At 71.7% G+C, this 17,276-nt stretch carries 17 protein-coding genes; 12 read left to right on the top strand and 5 right to left on the bottom strand.

The genetic code is table 11. From position 1 onward, the window contains the following. Positions 1-87 precede the first annotated feature (87 nt). On the top strand, positions 88-627 hold the full coding sequence (locus BSL84_RS03915) for a GNAT family N-acetyltransferase (RefSeq protein WP_045323882.1): 540 nt from the start codon (positions 88-90) through the stop codon (positions 625-627). Between the two features lie 78 nt (positions 628-705). Here BSL84_RS03915 and BSL84_RS03910 read toward each other — a convergent pair whose 3' ends face one another. Further along, complete coding sequence (locus BSL84_RS03910) at positions 706-1,398, bottom strand: glycerophosphodiester phosphodiesterase (protein WP_075969811.1); 693 nt, start codon at positions 1,396-1,398, stop codon at positions 706-708. 493 nt (positions 1,399-1,891) lie between these two features. On the opposite strand from BSL84_RS03910, the gene BSL84_RS03905 reads away from it, so the two are divergent. From BSL84_RS03905 to BSL84_RS03885, 5 genes are all read left to right on the top strand, one after another. Continuing rightward, positions 1,892-3,298 (top strand): DUF6421 family protein, encoded by a 1,407-nt coding sequence (locus BSL84_RS03905; RefSeq protein WP_030028475.1) that lies wholly within the window; start codon positions 1,892-1,894, stop codon positions 3,296-3,298. Positions 3,299-3,324: 26 nt separating this feature from the next. Further along, positions 3,325-4,086: an SDR family NAD(P)-dependent oxidoreductase gene (locus BSL84_RS03900; RefSeq protein WP_030028477.1), complete on the top strand. Its 762-nt coding sequence runs from the start codon at positions 3,325-3,327 to the stop codon at positions 4,084-4,086. After that, a complete protein-coding gene (locus tag BSL84_RS03895) occupies positions 4,083-5,144 on the top strand; it encodes a threonine aldolase family protein (RefSeq protein ID WP_199816335.1) in 1,062 nt (353 codons plus the stop codon). The genes BSL84_RS03900 and BSL84_RS03895 overlap by 4 nt, the downstream gene beginning before the upstream one ends. Before the next feature lie 88 nt (positions 5,145-5,232). Further along, positions 5,233-5,832, top strand: a complete 600-nt coding sequence (locus tag BSL84_RS03890) for a transglutaminase-like domain-containing protein (protein ID WP_030028479.1) — start codon at positions 5,233-5,235, stop codon at positions 5,830-5,832. 139 nt (positions 5,833-5,971) lie between these two features. Continuing rightward, positions 5,972-6,385, top strand: coding sequence for a hypothetical protein (locus tag BSL84_RS03885; protein ID WP_030028480.1), 414 nt, complete (start codon positions 5,972-5,974; stop codon positions 6,383-6,385). A gap of 51 nt (positions 6,386-6,436) precedes the next feature. On the opposite strand, the gene BSL84_RS03880 is transcribed toward BSL84_RS03885, so the two are convergent. After that, entirely contained in the window at positions 6,437-7,159 is a 723-nt protein-coding gene (locus tag BSL84_RS03880) for a lysophospholipid acyltransferase family protein (protein ID WP_030028481.1), read from the bottom strand. A gap of 361 nt (positions 7,160-7,520) precedes the next feature. On the opposite strand from BSL84_RS03880, the gene BSL84_RS03875 reads away from it, so the two are divergent. From BSL84_RS03875 to BSL84_RS03855, 5 genes are all read left to right on the top strand, one after another. After that, positions 7,521-7,820, top strand: a complete 300-nt coding sequence (locus BSL84_RS03875) for a TlpA family protein disulfide reductase (protein ID WP_045323886.1) — start codon at positions 7,521-7,523, stop codon at positions 7,818-7,820. Between the two features lie 285 nt (positions 7,821-8,105). Next, the gene (locus tag BSL84_RS03870; RefSeq protein ID WP_030030594.1) at positions 8,106-8,654 is read left to right on the top strand and encodes a flavin reductase family protein; all 549 of its coding nucleotides are present in this window, start codon (positions 8,106-8,108) and stop codon (positions 8,652-8,654) included. 200 nt (positions 8,655-8,854) lie between these two features. Beyond that, on the top strand, positions 8,855-9,640 hold the full coding sequence (locus BSL84_RS03865; protein ID WP_030030595.1) for an electron transfer flavoprotein subunit beta/FixA family protein: 786 nt from the start codon (positions 8,855-8,857) through the stop codon (positions 9,638-9,640). 60 nt (positions 9,641-9,700) lie between these two features. Continuing rightward, positions 9,701-10,663 carry an electron transfer flavoprotein subunit alpha/FixB family protein gene (locus tag BSL84_RS03860; RefSeq protein WP_030030596.1) on the top strand — a complete coding sequence of 321 codons (963 nt, stop codon included), beginning with the start codon at positions 9,701-9,703 and terminating at the stop codon, positions 10,661-10,663. 182 nt (positions 10,664-10,845) lie between these two features. Beyond that, entirely contained in the window at positions 10,846-12,144 is a 1,299-nt protein-coding gene (locus tag BSL84_RS03855) for a DUF6986 family protein (RefSeq protein ID WP_045323876.1), read from the top strand. Between the two features lie 336 nt (positions 12,145-12,480). On the opposite strand, the gene BSL84_RS03850 is transcribed toward BSL84_RS03855, so the two are convergent. After that, complete coding sequence (locus BSL84_RS03850; RefSeq protein ID WP_078849249.1) at positions 12,481-13,467, bottom strand: LacI family DNA-binding transcriptional regulator; 987 nt, start codon at positions 13,465-13,467, stop codon at positions 12,481-12,483. Between the two features lie 180 nt (positions 13,468-13,647). Between BSL84_RS03850 and BSL84_RS03845 the strand changes: the two genes are divergently transcribed. After that, positions 13,648-14,703 (top strand): NUDIX hydrolase, encoded by a 1,056-nt coding sequence (locus BSL84_RS03845; RefSeq protein ID WP_037664822.1) that lies wholly within the window; start codon positions 13,648-13,650, stop codon positions 14,701-14,703. 285 nt (positions 14,704-14,988) lie between these two features. On the opposite strand, the gene BSL84_RS03840 is transcribed toward BSL84_RS03845, so the two are convergent. Further along, positions 14,989-15,687 (bottom strand): MBL fold metallo-hydrolase, encoded by a 699-nt coding sequence (locus tag BSL84_RS03840; RefSeq protein ID WP_045323504.1) that lies wholly within the window; start codon positions 15,685-15,687, stop codon positions 14,989-14,991. 113 nt (positions 15,688-15,800) lie between these two features. Beyond that, positions 15,801-17,165: a dipeptidase gene (locus BSL84_RS03835; protein ID WP_075969810.1), complete on the bottom strand. Its 1,365-nt coding sequence runs from the start codon at positions 17,163-17,165 to the stop codon at positions 15,801-15,803. Between the last annotated feature and the right edge of the window lie 111 nt (positions 17,166-17,276).

The raw sequence follows: 17,276 nt of genomic DNA, 5'->3' as shown, positions 1-17,276 counted from the left end.
TCCCGGGCAGGGCTCACGCGGCTCCGGGATAGGCTCTCCCTGCCGTCCCAGGCATGTCATATGCCACCGCACCGAAACGGAGCGTCCATGTCGACCGCCCAGCCCGCAGCCCTCAGCTTCCGCAGCGCCGTCGAGGCGGACGTGACGGAACTGGTGGCGCTCGTGGAGTCCGCCTACCGCGGGGACGCCAGCCGGGCCGGGTGGACCACCGAGGCCGACTACCTCGACGGACAGCGCACCGACCCGGACGGGGTCCGCGCCGTCATCGGCAACCCGGACGGCGTTCTGCTCGTAGTCGAGCGCGCCGGCGAGCTCGTCGCCTGCTGCCACCTCGAACACCGCGGCGACCACGCCTACTTCGGCATGTTCGCCGTCCGCCCCGGGCTCCAGGGCGGCGGCCTCGGCAAGGAGATCCTGGCCGAGGCGGAGCGCCGCGCACGCGACACGTGGGGCGCCGAGGAGATGCGGATGACGGTGGTGAACGTACGGGAGGAGCTCATCGCCTACTACGTGCGCCGCGGCTACCGGCGCACCGGCGAGCTGAGCCCCTTCCCGTACGGCGACGAGCGCTTCGGCATCCCGCTGCGCGACGACCTCGCCTTCGAACTGCTGGTCAAGGCGCTCTAGGCACTCCAGGACCGTCGCAGAACCAGGCGCCCTGCACGGTCGCGGCACCAGGCCGGCCGAGCCGCGGTGCCCCGGCGCTCAGGCGGTGAAACGGCCCGTGCTGCGGATCTCCGGGAAGCCGGTGGTCACCCCGTCCAGTCCGAGCGCCCGCGCCAGCCGCAGCCGGTCCAGGGTGTCGACCGCGAGGCCGGTCACGCGCAGGTCGGCGGCGTGGGCCGCCTCCACCAGCTCCAGGGCGATGCGGTGGATGTCCAGGGCGATCGTCGCCGCGCCCGCGGCCCGCGCCCGGTCCACGAGGGCGTCGGTGCCGCCGCCGACGGGTTCGGCGAACAGCGTGGTGCGTACGCCCGGCACCTGCCGGGCCACGTCGGCGAGCAGTGCCCCGTCGGCGGAGGTGACCTCCACCCGGGAGACCAGGTCGCGGCGCAGCAGCAGCTCCGCGAGCGCCGCGGCCGTCGCCCGGTCCGGGACGGAGGCGTGGAGCGGCGAGCGGACCGCGTCCAGCACCTCCTCGAACACCGGCACGCCCTCGCCCTGACCGGCGTCCAGGCCGCGCAGCTCCGCCAGGGTCAGGTCGGCGACGGCCCCGGAGCCGTCGGTGGTCCGGTCCACCTCGGGGTCGTGCACGGCGACGAGGACGCCGTCCTTGCTCAGCCGGAGGTCCAGGGCGATGGCGTCCATGCCGGAACGTTCCGCTCGGAGGTACGACCGCAGGGTGTTCTCCGGCTCGACACCCATGACTCCGCGGTGACCGATGGTGAGGAAAGTCAAGGTTCTCTCGCTTCCGTCGACGGCGGCTCCCGCACGGTCGCGGTGTGCTCACCGGCCGCGCGCGATGAGGTCGCATGCTAGTGCGCCGGTCGTGGATAGGGACCGTGCGTGCAGGGCCCCGCGGAAGCCCCACCGGCCGCTTCCCGCCAGGGTTGTGCGCCCCCGGCGGGCCCCTCCCGCCCGTGCCGCGTCACCCGGCCGTGGGCGCGTCCCCATCGGCTTGACGCCCGCCGCCGGGTCTCGGCGCCGGCCCGTCCGGGTGGTCGCCGGACGGTGCCCGGGCCGGGCCGGGGCCCCGTCCGGCGGGGAGGTGCCCCAGGCATGTGAGTCCCTGGCGTGACGGGGCGGAGCTATCAGTTCCGCCCAGTCAAACGGGAAGACTTTCGGTGAAGCGGGGGGTGACGCAGGATATTTTCCCGAATCGCCTCTTGAGAAGAAGAGCCTCGCACGCATACGCTGTGCGGACGTGAGGTTCTCCTGTGGAGGAAGTGACATGACGGAAACTCTTGTGCCGGGCGTCGGCGGTGCCGTGATATCCGCTGGGGCGCGGGTGGTAGACCACCCTGCGTGGCCCGAGCTCAAGGCCGCCGTGGAGGAGATCCGCCCCTGGCAGGCGGCCGACGGTTCCATCGACTTCGAGGCCGAGGGCGAGCACGCCCGCGCCACCGTCCTCGCCGCGGTCGAGCGCGTGATCGGCGCCGTCGAGACGCTGTCCCCGCTGCTCCCGCACGCCGCCGCGTACCACCAGGCCCTCATCGCCGACCTGCGCAAGTGGGCCGCCGACGACTTCCGCGTGCCGGACTTCCTCGACTCCCTCATGGCCTTCCACCCGGCCGCCGAGCGTGCCGACGGCCTGCAGCACCTCGTCGTCTTCCCGATGTACACGCAGAACGGCAACCTGGACCGCAACCTCGAAGCCGTCGTGCTGAAGATGGTGTGGCCCGAGTGGCTCGCCGAGCTGGAGCGCACCCGCTACGACAACCCGCTCTTCCTCGGCATCACCTTCGAGGACTTCACCCCGGGCTACGACACGCACTCCGCCGTGCTGTTCCCCGAGACCATCGCCGTGCGCGAGGCCCCCGAGCGCTTCACCTGGGGCGGCATCTTCTGCGACCGCGAGGCCGCCCGCTACCGCAAGGTGACCGCGGCCGCCGTGGACATCCTCGGCATCGACCTGCCCGAGGACATCGCGCGCATGGTCGACGACCAGGAGCGCTGCGAGAAGGCCTTCGTCCTGTGGGACATGGTCCACGACCGCACCCACAGCCACGGCGACCTGCCGTTCGACCCCTTCATGATCAAGCAGCGCCAGCCGTTCTGGATGTACGGCCTGGAGGAGCTGCGCTGCGACCTCACCGCCTTCAAGGAGGCCGTGAAGCTGGAGTCCGAGGGCAACGAGCACGGCCGTGACGTGCAGTACGCCGTCCTATTCGACCGGATGTTCCGCTTCCCCGTCTCCGGCGACCGCAACCGCAACTACGACGGTCTCGGCGGCCAGCTGCTCTTCGCCTACCTCCACAAGCACGACGTCGTGCGCTGGACGGACAACAAGCTGAAGATCGACTGGATGCGTGCCCCGCAGGTCACCAACCAGCTCTGCGCCGAGATCGAGGACCTCTACCGGGCCGGCATCGACCGCCCGAAGCTGGTCCACTGGTTCAAGGCCTACGAGCTGGTCTCCACCTACCTCGCACCGCACCCCGGTTCCAAGTGGGCCAAGGGCGCCGACGCCCTCGACCTGACGCAGCCGCCGCGCAAGCTCGTCGACGACGTGCTTCCGGACGAGTTTCCGCTCAGCATGTTCTTTGAGGCGCTCGCCAAGAAGCTCAAGAGCACGATCGCGGCAACCAAGGGCATCACCGCCCAGAACGCGGAGCAGGCCGAGCGAGTCGCCGCGTGAGCACTCGCCCACAGGAGGCTGCACAGATGAACGGCTCCGGGAACGGCAACGGAAAGCTGCAAGGAGCGGTGGTGGCGGTGGCCGGGGCCGGCGGGCCCGCCGGCCGCGCCGCGCTGCTCCGCCTCGCCGAGGAAGGAGCGGTGGTCGTCGCGTCCGACGCCGATCCGGCGCGCCTCGCGGAGGCCGTGGACGCCGCCCGCTACGCCCACGGCGGCGCCACCATCACCGGTGACACCGTGGACCTGCTCGACCTGGAGGCCACCAAGGCCTGGGCCGAGCAGACCGAGAAGGAGTTCGGACGGGTCGACGGACTGGTCCACCTCGTCGGCGGCTGGCGCGGCAGCAAGACGTTCACCGACGTCGACCTCGCCGACTGGGCCTTCCTGGAGAAGCTCCTCATCCGCACCGTCCAGCACACCTCGCTGGCCTTCCACGACGGGCTGCTGCGCAGTGAGCGCGGGCGCTACGTCCTGGTGAGCCAGTCCGGCGCGCACAAGCCGGTCGCCAACAACGCCGCCTACAACGCGGGCAAGGCGGCCGCCGAGGCCTGGACGCTCGCCATGGCGGACTCCTTCCGCAAGGCGGGGGGTGACGGGGGCCCCGGCGCGGCAGCTGCGATCCTGGTCATCAAGGCACTGGTGCACGACGCGATGCGCGCCGAGCGTCCCAATGCGAAGTTCGCGGGCTTCACCGACGTGAAGGAGCTGGCCGAGGCCATCGCCGGCGTGTGGGAGCAGCCCGCCATCGATGTGAACGGACAGCGTCTGTGGCTCACTCCGCAACCGTGAAGACCGATGCCCGCCGGCACCACGACCCGGCAGTGCGCGGCTTCGCCAGCGACAACTACGCGGGGGTCCATCCGGAGATCCTGGAGGCCCTCGCCCTCGCCAACGGAGGTCACCAGATCTCCTACGGCGAGGACGAGTACACCGAGCACCTGCAGAAGATCATCCGCAGCCACTTCGGACCGTACGCGGAGGCCTTCCCGGTCTTCAACGGCACCGGCGCGAACGTCACCGCCCTCCAGGCGATGACCGACCGCTGGGGCGCCGTGATCTGCGCCAAGAGCGCCCACATCAACGTGGACGAGGGCGGCGCGCCGGAGCGGATGGCCGGGCTCAAGCTGCTGGCCGTGCCCACCCCGGACGGCAAGCTCACACCCGAGCTGATCGACCAGGAGGCCTGGGGCTTCGAGGACGAGCACCGCGCCATGCCGCAGGTTGTCTCGATCACCCAGAACACCGAACTGGGCACGGTCTACACGCCGGACGAGATCAAGGCCATCTGCGACCACGCCCACGGGCTCGGGATGAAGGTCCACCTCGACGGCGCCCGGATAGCCAACGCCGCGGCCTCGCTCGACGTGCCGATGCGCACCTTCACCAACACGGTCGGCGTCGACGTGCTGTCCTACGGCGGCACCAAGAACGGGATGATGTTCGGCGAGGCCATCGTCGTGCTCAACCCGGACGCGGCCCGGCAGATGAAGCACATCCGCAAGATGTCGATGCAGCTCGCGTCGAAGATGCGCTTCGTGTCGGTGCAGCTCGAAGCGCTGCTGGCCAAGGACCTGTGGCTGCGCAACGCCCGCCACGCCAACGAGATGGCGCGGCGGCTCGCCGCCGGGGTCCGCGAGACCGACGGCGTGGAGATCCTCTACCCGGTCCAGGCGAACGCGGTGTTCGCCCGGCTGCCGCACGAGGTGTCGCGCCGCCTGCAGAAGCGCTACCGCTTCTACTTCTGGGACGAGGCCGCGGGCGACGTCCGCTGGATGTGCGGCTTCGACACCCAGGAGGAGGACGTCGACGGCTTCCTCCAGGCCCTCAAGGAGGAGCTGGCCCGCTAAGGCCTCGACCTCCATTTATCTGCATAGGTATGCCGCCTCTCGTAAATCTATTGATTATCGGGGGGGTGGCATACGTATGCTCCCGGCCATGCAGCTGATCCGGCAAAGCCCCGACATCTTCGCGTACCTGGCATCAGATGAGGCCATAGACCACTGGCATCCCCTCGTGCTGGACACAGCGGAAGCCCTCTGGTCCACCACCGGCGATGCATACTCATACGCCGAGGCTGCCTTCGAGTACGTTCGCGACACCATCCCGCACTCGGCCGACTCGGGGGACCCGAGGGTCGCCTGGCGAGCCTCCGACGTACTGGCCACGCGCAACGGCATCTGCCACGCCAAATCCCACGCCCTGGTCGCCCTGCTGCGCGCCCAGGGGATCCCGGCCGGGCTGTGCTACCAGCGCCTCGCCGACGACGACGGCTCGAACCCCCTCGTCCACGGGCTGACCGCCCTGCGCCTGCCCGGCGGGGACCGGTGGAGCCGGCTCGACCCGCGCGGCAACAAGCCCGGCATCGACGCCCGGTTCGATCTCGAAGAGGAACGCCTGGCCTTCAACGTCCGCCCGGAGCTCGGCGAGATCGATCACCCCGAGCTGTACGCCGCCCCGCACCCGGCCGTGCTCACGGCCCTGCGGGAGTCCGCCGACCGCGAGGAGCTGTGGCGCAGACTCCCCACCGCCCTCTGAGGCCCGTCCGCGGTCGGGAACGCGCCGCCAGGCGCGGTGCGGTGGCTGTCAAGCCACGAGATGCAGGGGCGTGACCGGCGGTCCGGGTCGGGGCGTACTGGAGATGTCCGTTCCGCTCTCTCGTCGGAGGAGAACCGCCATGACCCACACCGTTCGCACGCGACGCCTGGCCCTCTTCGCGGCCACGACCGCCATGGCCGCCGGAGCCGTGCTGGTCCCCACGACCGCGTTCGCCGCCCCCGCGTCGGCCCCGCACGCCGTCGTGGCGGACCACGGCGGGCCGGGCGGGAAGAGCCACGGCACCTCGAAGAAGGACGGCTCGTGGAAGAAGGACGGCTCGTGGGGCAAGAAGCGTCCGGGCAAGGGCGCCCCGAACGACGGCCGGCACCACCCGAAGGAGCCGACGTGGCAGTGCGTCACCGCTCCGTGCGGGCCTCCCGGCACGGGCGGCTCGAACGACGGCGGGCACCACCCGAAGGAGCCGACGTGGCAGTGCGTCACCGCCCCGTGCGGGCCTCCCGGCAAGAAGGACGGCCGGACCCACCCGGCCTGAGCCGAAGCCACGCCGCCTCGCGCGGGCAGCCGCGTCGCCCGGGGGAGGGGATCAGCCCGCCTCGCGCACCTGGGCCGCCGTAGGCGCCGTGCCGCCGAGGTGGGCCGGCAGCCACCAGGAGTCCTCGGTGCCCCGCGGCTTCTCCGGGTAGGCGCGCTGGGCCACGTCCAGCAGCTCCTGCACGCGCTCGCGCAGCCGGCGCGTGATCGCCCCGGCGTACTGGTCGGTGGGCGCCTCGATCGGCTCGCCCACCCGCATCGTCACCGGGATGTGGCTGCGCTTGAGGTTCTTGGGACGGCCCTTGGTCCACAGCCGCTGCGTGCCCCACAGCGCCACGGGGATCAGCGGGACCCCGGCCTCCTGCGCCATCCGGGCCGCACCCGACTTGAAGCTCTTCAGCGTGAAGGACTGGGAGATCGTCGCCTCGGGGAACACCCCGATGATCTCACCGGAGCGCAGCGACTCCAGCGCGTGCTGGTAGGCGGTCTCGCCCTGCTTGCGGTCCACCGGGATGTGCTTCATCGCGCGCATCAGCGGGCCGGACACCTTGTGCCGGAACACCGACTCCTTCGCCATGAAGCGCACCAGGCGCTTCTGCGGCCGCGCCGTCAGGCCGGCGAAGATGAAGTCGAGGTAGCCGATGTGGTTCGACACCAGGACAGCGCCGCCCTTGCGCGGGATGTTCTCGGTGCCCTTCATGTCGATGCGGATGTCGAGCGCGCGGAACAGCCCGTGCGCGGCGCCGATCACCGGAGGGTAGACGAACTCAGCCATCGGGAGACCCGCTTTCTGCCTGGGGAGGTGCTCCCGGCCGGAAGTTACGGAAGCGTAGGTACGCGACCCTTGGGGATGGTGCCCCAAACGCGGGCCGCTGGCCAGTCCAGACGCCCGTGCCCGGGGAGATTCTCGTCACGCCGGGAATGCCCGGGGCCCACCGGGTGTCCATCCACGTACGAGCGTACGACGATCATGTGCGTACACGAAGGCCGCGGTGGTGACGGGAGTGCCGGTGAGCGGGCAGCAACACGGACGGGTCGACCGCCGCGACGACCGGGACGACTACGACGACCGCGACGACCGCGGCGACCGCGGCGACGGCCGGTCCGGCAGCCCGGCCTTCGGGGGGCCGGGGCTCCTGGGTGCCGCGGAGCTGGGTGCGGAGCCGGGCCGCCGGGCCACCCTGGTGCAGTTCTCCAGCGCCTTCTGCCAGCCCTGCCGGGCCACGCGGCGGATCCTGGCCGAGGTCGCGGCCATGGTCGACGGAGTCGCGCACATCGAGATCGACGCCGAGGACCGGCTCGACCTGGTGCGGGCCCTGGGGATCGAGAAGACCCCGACCGTGCTCGTACTGGACCGCGCGGGCCGGATCGTGCGGCGGGCGGCCGGCATGCCGCGCAAGGCCGACGTGATCGCCGCCCTGGGCGCCGCCGTGTGACACGGCAGCGGCCGGTGCGGTCGGCGCAGGGCCCCGACCGGGGGCCCGGGCGCGCCGGTGCACGCGCCCCGCACACCGCGTGACGCGCCTGACATCTGCCCGATCCGGCTTGACTGCGTCCACGGGAGATCGCCAGGCTGACCGTATGCGGTATGAACTCCTGCTCCACGGACGGCCTCATGTGGACCTCGTCCGCCACGCGAGCGCGCGCTGTCAGGATCACTGAACGACCCGCCCGTGATCCCGACTGTGTCCGCGCGCCGCGCGGCAGAAGGCAGAACCCTGATGAGTGCTCCGACGGTCCCGACGGTCCCGACGGCCGCTTCCCCTCTCTCCGCTCTCCCCGGCGCCGGCCGTCCCGGCTCGCCCGACCTCCTGCGTTCCGTCTTCCGGCAGCACGCCGCAGGCGTCGCCGTGATCACCTCCCAGGACGGCGGACGGCCGGTGGGTTTCACCGCCACCTCGCTCAACTCCGTCTCCGCCGACCCGCCGCTGCTCTCGTTCACGATCGGCACCGGGGCCTCCAGCTGGCCCGCGGTGCGCGACAGCGACCACCTCGGCGTCCACATACTCGGCGAGCACCAGCGGGAGCTGGCGGGCCTGTTCGCTCGGAGCGGAGCCGACCGGTTCGGGCCGGCCACCGGCTGGGCCCCCGGCCCGCACGGGGTCCCGGTGCTCGACGGCGTGCTGGCGTGGCTGGTCTGCCGGGTGGTGGCGAGGGTGCCCGCCGGTGAACACCGTGTGATCATCGCTCAGGCGGTGGTGGGGGACCCGGCCGGAGAAGGCCGTCCGCTGCTGTACCACCAGGGGCGCTTCAACGCGCTGCGCGACTGAATCGTCCCTGCTGGGGCGGGTCGGGCGGCGTTGGGCAGATCACAGTTCGCCGACCTTGCCACTTGGCGGGACCCACGGTGTACTGACGAGTAACATTCCCTTCGGGGCGCGGGCCGCCCCGATCGGGATCCGCCTGACAAGGCGCCTATGCTGCCTGCATAAGGCGGTACACGAAAAGACGATGCGGTAGGAGAGCCGGCGTGAGCCTGAGGATCGTTGTCTGTGTGAAGTACGTGCCCGACGCCACTGGCGACCGGCAGTTCACCGAGGACTTGACCGTCAACCGTGACGACGTCGACGGCCTGCTGTCGGAGCTCGACGAGTACGCCGTCGAGCAGGCGCTGCAGATCGCCGACGAGGCCGACGACGCCGAGATCACCGTCCTGACGGTCGGCCCCGAGGACGCCAAGGACGCGTTGCGCAAGGCGCTGTCGATGGGCGCCGACAAGGCCATCCACGTCGAGGACGACGACCTCCACGGCACGGACGTCATGGGCACCTCCCTGGTGCTCGCCAAGGCCATCGAGAAGGCCGGCTACGACCTGGTCATCACGGGCATGGCGTCCACCGACGGCACCATGGGCGTCCTCCCGGCGATCCTGGCCGAGCGCCTGGGCGTCCCGCAGGTCACCCTGCTCTCCGAGGTCAAGGTCGAGGACGGCACCGTCACCGGCCGCCGCGACGGCGACACCGCGAGCGAGCAGCTGGAGGCCTCCCTCCCCGCGCTCGTCTCGGTGACGGACCAGTCGGGCGAGGCCCGCTACCCCTCCTTCAAGGGCATCATGGCCGCGAAGAAGAAGCCGGTCGAGTCCTGGGACCTCGAAGACCTGGAGATCGAGGCCGACGAGGTCGGCCTGGAAGGCTCCTGGACCGCGGTGGACTCCGCGGCGCAGCGCCCGGCGCGCACCGCCGGCACGATCGTCAAGGACGAGGGCGAGGGCGGCAAGCAGCTGGCCGAGTTCCTGGCCGGCCAGAAGTTCATCTAAGAGCTTCGGCCATCCCCCTCAAAGCCCCCAGACACTTCGCAATAGCAGGAGAGCAGTCCCATGGCTGAAGTTCTCGTCTACGTCGACCACGTGGACGGTGCCGTCCGCAAGCCCACCCTTGAGCTGCTGACGCTGGCCCGCCGCATCGGCGAGCCCGTCGCCGTCGCCCTCGGCGCCGGTGCCGACGCCACCGCCGCGGTGCTCGCCGAGCACGGCGCGGTCAAGGTCCTCACCGCCGACGCCCCCGAGTTCGCCGAGTACCTCGTCGTACCGAAGGTGGACGCGCTGCAGGCCGCGTACGACGCCGTCTCCCCGGCGGCCGTGCTCGTCCCGTCCTCCGCCGAGGGCAAGGAGATCGCCGCGCGCCTCGCCGTCCGCATCGGCTCCGGCATCATCACCGACGCCGTCGACCTGGAGGCCGGTGACGAGGGTCCGGTCGCGACGCAGTCCGCCTTCGCCGCGTCCTTCACCACCAAGTCCCGCGTCTCCAAGGGCACCCCGGTCATCACCGTCAAGCCGAACTCGGCCCCGGTCGAGGCCGCTCCGGCCGCCGGCGCCGTCGAGGCCCTCGCGGTCACCTTCGGCGCCCTGGCGACCGGCACCAAGGTCACCGGCCGCACCCCGCGCGAGTCCACCGGCCGTCCCGAGCTGACCGAGGCCGCGATCGTGGTCTCCGGCGGCCGCGGCGTCAACGGTGCCGAGAACTTCGGCATCATCGAGGCCCTCGCGGACTCCCTCGGCGCGGCCGTCGGCGCCTCCCGCGCCGCCGTCGACGCCGGCTGGTACCCGCACACCAACCAGGTCGGTCAGACCGGCAAGTCGGTCTCCCCGCAGCTCTACATCGCCTCCGGCATCTCGGGCGCGATCCAGCACCGGGCCGGCATGCAGACCTCGAAGACCATCGTGGCCATCAACAAGGACGCCGAGGCCCCGATCTTCGACCTCGTCGACTACGGCGTGGTCGGCGACCTCTTCACGGTCGTCCCCCAGCTGACCGACGAGATCAAGGCGCGCAAGGGCTGACCGCCTGACCTGCGCTTCTCTTCGTAGCACCGCTTCATCGGGGCCGTGTGGTGATTCTCACCGCGCGGCCCCGAGTCGTTTGCCCGAGGCGGTCGAGGGACCATTGACGGAGCGGAACCACGTGGCTAAATTCTGCTATGCGGATCTAAGCTTCCGTGAAGCGGAAAAGAGGAGAGTGCACGATGGGTCAGCAGGAGAAGGTGGCAACGAGCCTCGCAGGCGCGGTCAGCGAGGGCATCAGCGCCTCCCTCGCGCCGGTGGACGCGGAGCTCGCGCGCCACTACCCGGGCGACCCCGGCACCCGGCAGCCCATCCACACCGTCTACGTACCCGGTGACGTCTTCGCCGCCGACACCATCCGCACCTGGGGCGACCAGGCCCTGGCCGCCCTCGACGAGCACGCCCCGGACGCCGCCACCTTCGCCAAGGTCCTCGGCATCTCCGACGCACTCGCCGTACCGGTCTACGACCGCGTCCGCGCCAAGCTCCTGCGCGAGCCCGTCGAGGACCTCCGCGTCGACTTCGAGGACGGCTTCGGCGTCCGCTCCGACGAGGAGGAGGACCAGGCCGCCGCCCGCGCCGCCCGCCTCGTCTCCGAAGCCTTCTCCAACGGCACCAACGCGCCGTACATGGGCATCCGCATGAAGTGCATGGAGTCCAACGTCCGCGACCGCGGCATCCGCACCACCGACATCTTCCTCTCCGGCCTCCTGGAGCACGGCGGCCTGCCCGACGGCCTCGTCCTCACCCTCCCGAAGGTCACCTACGCCGAGCAGGTCACCGCCTTCGTCAAGCTGCTGGAGGCCTTCGAGACCACCCGCGGCCTGCGCCCGGGCCGGATCGGCTTCGAGATCCAGATCGAGACCAGCCAGTCCATCCTGGCCTCCGACGGCACCGCCACCGTCGCCCGGATGATCGAGGCCGCCAAGGGCCGCGCCACCGGCCTGCACTACGGCACCTTCGACTACAGCGCCTGCGTCGGCGTGTCCGCCGCCTACCAGGCCAGCGACCACCCCGCCGCCGACCACGCGAAGGCGATCATGCAGGTCGCGGCCGCCGGCACCGGCGTACGCGTCTCCGACGGCTCCACCAACGTGCTGCCCATCGGCACCACCGAGAAGGTCCACGAGGGCTGGAAGCTGCACTACGGCCTGACCCGCCGCGCCCTGGCCCGCGCCTACTACCAGGGCTGGGACATGCACCCCGCGCACCTGCCCACCCGCTACGCGGCCGTCTTCACCTTCTACCGCGAAGGCCTGGAGGCCGCCGCCGCACGCCTGAAGGCGTACGTGGCCAAGATCGAGGGCGACGTGATGGACGAGCCCGCCACCGCCAAGGCCCTGGCCGGATACCTGGTCCGCGGCCTCGACTGCGGCGCGGTCGGCGCCGATGAGGTCACCGCCCTGACCGGCCTGACCCGCGCCGAACTCGACGCCTTCGCGATCCCCCGCCGCTCCGCGACCCTGACGGCGACCGCCTGACGCCGAGGGGCGGCCGTTGGGCCTCGGCGGAGGCCGTCTGGCTTCGGCGGCGCCCAGCCCGAGGGACGCCGCCTGGCCTTGGCGGCGACCGTTCGGCCCGGCGGCGGCCGCCCGCCCGGCTTCACCGCGGCCGTTCCTGGCCTTGCGGAGCCCGCCTGGGTTTGCCGCGGGCGTTCGGCCCCGGCGGCGACCGTTTTCGGCTTTGGCGGCCGCCCGGCCCGACGGTTGCCGCCTGGCCTTGGCGGCGACCGCCTGGCCCTTACGCGCCCGCCCGACCGTGCGCGCCCTCGGCCCGGCCCCGGTGGTACGGGGCCGGGCCGACCCTACGGGCAGCACTCAGTCCGCAGGCGGCAGCTCGCCCGAGCCGCGGGGGACGAGGCGGGTGGGCAGCTCGGTGCGGACCGGGGTGAGCCCCGCTCCGCCCAGCCGCTGGAAGAGCCGGTCCGTGGCCACCCGCCCCAGCGCCGCCGGGTCCTGGGCGACCACCGTCACCCCCGGCCGCAGCAGGTCCGCCAGCTCGAAGTCGTCGAAGCCGACCAGCGCCACCGCGCGTTCCAGGGAAGCCAGGACCCGCACCACCGTGACCGTCACCCGGTTGTTCCCGGCGAAGACGGCCGTCACCGGATCCGCGCCCCCGAGCATCGCCCTCGCCGCCGCCGCGACCCGGCCGGGATCCGTCGAGCCGAGCGAGACCCAGGACCCGTCCACCGCGAGGCCGGCCTCCGCCATGGCCGCACGGTAGCCGCGCAGGCGCTCCGCCGCCGTGTGGATGCGGGAATGGTCCCCGATGAAGCCGATCCGGCGGTGGCCCCCCGCGATCAGGTGGGCGACACCGCCGCGGGCCCCGCCGAAGTTGTCCGAAAGCACCACGTCGGCCTCGATCCCGCCGGCCGGCCGGTCCACGAACACCGTGGCCACCCCCGCCCGGATCTCCGGCTCAAGATAGCGGTGGTCGTTCCCGGCGGGGATCACGATCAGACCGTCCACCCGGCGGGCGCACAGCGCCAGCGCCAACTCCCTCTCCCGGTCCGGATCCTCGGCACTGGAACCGTTGACGAGCAGCGCCCCGTGCGCCCGGGCCACCTCCTCCACCGCCCGGTTCAGCGGACCGTAGAAGGGGTCGGCAAGGTCCTCCAGGACCAGGCCGACCGTGGCCGTACGGCCCTTGCGCAGCACGCGAGCGCTGTCGTTGCGGCGGAAGCCCAGCGCCGCTATGGCCTCCAGGACCCGCTTCTCCGTCTCGGAAGTGACGCCCGGCTCGCCGTTGACCACCCGGGACACCGTCTTCAGGCCGACACCCGCCCGGGCCGCCACGTCCTTCATGGTCGGCCGGCTGCCGTAGCGGGGGTCGGACGTGCGGCGGTAGTGGGGCACAGTCGTGAATCCTCCCTGGTTACTCGGGCGAGCGTGCGGGCTCGTGACCTTGAGGATAAGCACTCGGCCGATAGTGAGGTTTTCGTGGCAGGGTGGGGCGGGCAAGCCACTGGGGGCTCCGGACGAGCCATGGGGAGAGGGGTAGACGTGATTGTCTGGATCAACGGCACGTTCAGCGCGGGGAAGACCAGCACGGCCCGTGAACTGACCGCACTGCTCCCGGACAGCACCCTGTTCGACCCGGAACTCGTCGGCGGCGCGCTGCGCGTGCTGCTGCCGCCCGAACGGCTGGCGGAGGTCACCGACTACCAGGACCTGCCGAGTTGGCGGCGGCTGGTCGTCGACACGGCCGCGGCGCTGCTCGCGGAAGTGGGCGGGCCGCTCGTCGTCCCCATGACGCTATTGCGCCAGGACTACCGGGACGAGATCTTCGGCGGGCTGGCAGCGCGCCGTATCCCGGTGCGGCATGTGCTGCTCGCCCCTGCGGAAACGATCCTTCGGGAGCGGATCGCCACCCGCACCGAACCCGGCGACCCCGCCGACGTCGACCTACGAGTCCGACAGTGGGCCTACGACCACATCCCGGCCTACCACGAAGCCCTCGGCTGGCTCACCGACGACGCCCACGTCATCGACAACAGCACCCTCACCGTGCACGAGACCGCCCAGCGCATCGCCGAAGCCGTCCGCTCGGACACCGCCCCCGTCTGCGACATCGTGCAAACCCCCGAACCCACCCGGGAAACCGTCGCCGCCGGCGTACTCCTCTTCGACCAGCACGACCGGGTCCTCCTGGTCGACCCCACATACAAGGCAGGCTGGGAATTCCCCGGAGGCGTCGTCGAAACCGGCGAGGCACCCGCCCGCGCCGGCATACGAGAAGTCACCGAGGAACTGGGCCTCGTACTGGACCGCACACCCACACTCCTCGTCGTCGACTGGGAACGCCCACAGCCCCCCGGCTTCGGCGGACTCCGCCTGCTCTTCGACGGCGGCCGCCTCACCGACGAGACCGCCACCCACCTCCGCCTACCCGGCCCCGAACTCCGCGCCTGGCGCTTCGTCACCGAGGCCGAAGCCGCGGAACTGCTGCCGCAACACCGCTACGAACGCCTACGCTGGGCCCTGCGCGCCCGCGAACGCGGCCGCCCCCTCTACTTGGAGGCAGGCACCCCCACCGGCTGAAGCCCCCCCTTTTTTTGGGGGCTCGGTTCGCCTCCGGGGCGCCTTTTGCCGGCTCGTGAGGGCGTGCGTGCTCGTAAACCGCTCGTTCCTCACGGTTTCCTCCGCGCGCTCGCCCTCACTCCCCGGCGCGCCCCTTCGGCTCACTCGCCGGTCTTGGTCGGGGGCTCGGTTCGCCTCTGGGGCGCCTGGTGCCGGCTCGTGGGGTCGTGCGTGCTCGTAAACCGCTCGTTCGTCGCGGTTTCCTTCGCGCGCTCGCCCTCACTCCCCGGGGCGCGCCCCTTCGGCTCACTCGCCCGGGGTTTCGGCGGCGGTCTGGGCCAGGATGAGGGCGGTGTCCACGGTGAGGGGGTCGCCGTGGCCGAAGCAGGCTACCGAGGGTGTGAGTTCGGCCAGGCGGCGGAAGGACTCGACCGCACGGGCGCGGTCGACGTTGAAGACACCCAGCATCGGGGGGCCGACGGCGGCGACGCAGTCACCCGTGAACAGCACACCGTGGCGCGGCAGATGGATGCCGATGCTGCCGTCGGTGTGGCCCGGGGCGTGGACGACGTACGCCCCGTCCCCGAAGCCCAACGCGTCCCCGTCCTCCACCTCGCGGTCGACCGGGGTGGCCGGGGCCTCGGGGACGGTCAGGCCATGCGCGTACAGCGGGATCTCCCAGTCCAGCAGCACCGGTTCGGGAACGGGCCGCTCACCCCGGATCACCGGCGCGTCCAGCTGGTGCGCCAGCACAACCGCCCCCCAGCGGGCGGCGAGTTCACCCGCCGCGCCCACATGATCGCGGTGGCAGTGCGTCAGGACGATCCGCTCCAGCCGCTCGGGGAGCAGCCCGAGGGAGCGTATCGCCCCTTCGATCTCCGCCGCGGAGCCGGCGTTGCCCGCGTCGACGAGGGTCAGCGCCCCGCCGTCCTGCCAGAGGTACGCCTGGCCGATGGGGAAACGCAGCATGTGGAGCCGGTTCGGAAGTACTTCGACGAGGTCCATACGGCGAACGTACGGACGGGCCGCCGCCCCCGGCAGGTGACTTCACCGTGAGCGCAGTACGCCCAGGGCGCACTGCGCCCTGGTCGTAACCGGAACAGCGGTGGCGGGCCGGGTCAGGCGCGCTTGGACTCCGCGTAGTTGACGAGGAACAGAGCCTCCGCCACCGACAGGCGCTCCAACTCCTCCGGCGACACGCTCTCGTTGACCGCGTGGATCTGCGCATCCGGCTCGCTGAGGCCGATCAGCAGCATCTCCGCCTGCGGGTACAGCGACGTCAGCGTGTTGCACAGCGGGATCGACCCGCCCATACCGGTGATCTGCATCTCCTGGCCCGGGTAGGCGGCCTCCAGAGCCGCTCGCATCGACGCGTACGCCGGGCTGTCGGTGTCCGCCTTGAACGGCTGGCCCTGGCCGACGACCTCCAGTTCCAGACGCGCCTTCCACGGCGTGTGCGCCTCCAGATGCGCCTGGAGCAGCTTGATCGCCTCCGCGGTGTCCACACCCGGCGGCACACGCAGGCTGATCAGAGCGCCGGCGCTCGCGTGCACGGACGGCGTCGCGCCGACGACCGGCGGGCAGTCGATGCCGAGCACGGTGACGGCCGGGCGGGCCCACAGGCGGTCGGCGACGGTGCCCTCGCCGATCAGCTCGACACCGTCCAGCACCTTCGCGTCGGCGCGGAAGTCCGCCTCCGGGTACTGCAGGCCCTCCCACACCGCGTCCGAGGCGAGCCCGTCGACCGTCGTGGAACCGTCGGCGGCACGCAGCGAGTCGAGCACCCGGATCAGCGCGGCCAGCGCGTCGGGCGCGGCACCGCCGAAGACGCCGGAGTGCAGGTTCCCGCCCAGCGTGTCGATCTTCACCTTGAGCAGGCACATGCCGCGCAGCGTGGCGGTCACCGTCGGCAGGCCGAGGCGGAAGTTGCCCGCGTCGCCGACGACCACGGCGTCGGCGGCCAGCAGCTCCGGGTGCGCCTCCGCGTACTGCTGGAGTCCGCCCGTGCCCTGCTCCTCCGAGCCCTCGACGATCATCTTGACGCCCACCGGCACCCCGCCGTTGGCCTTCAGCGCCCGCAACGCCAGCAGGTGCATGATGAAACCGCCCTTGCAGTCGGCCGCGCCGCGCCCGTACCAGCGGCCGTCGCGCTCGGTCAGCTCGAAGGCCGGGGAGATCCAGGCGTCGTCGTCCAGCGGAGGCTGCACGTCGTAGTGCGCGTACAGCAGCACGGTCGGCGCACCCTCCGGGCCGGGCAGGAAGCCGTACACGGACTGTGTGCCGTCAGGGGTGTCGAGCAGCGCCACGTCCTGGAAGCCCTCGACGCGCAGGGCGTCGGCCACCCAGTTCGCCGCGGCCTCGCTCTCGCTGCGCGGGAACTGCGCCCAGTCCGCCACCGACCGGAAGGCCACCAGCTCGGTCAGCTCCTGCTTGGCGCGGGGCATCATCGAGGCGACCGTCTCGGCGATCGGATTCTGGGACATGGGCACGCTCCTTTTGGGTGCGACGTTGTATCCGTGTACGCGGCCCGCGCATGCGCGGGACGTGCGTATGCCGGGTGCGGCGGAAAGACCGTCCGATCTTCGCACAGCAGG

This window comes from Streptomyces sp. TN58 (assembly GCF_001941845.1).
Lineage (GTDB): Bacteria > Actinomycetota > Actinomycetes > Streptomycetales > Streptomycetaceae > Streptomyces.
Note: the sequence above shows the minus strand (reverse complement) of the source record. Positions and strands in the feature narration are given on the sequence as shown.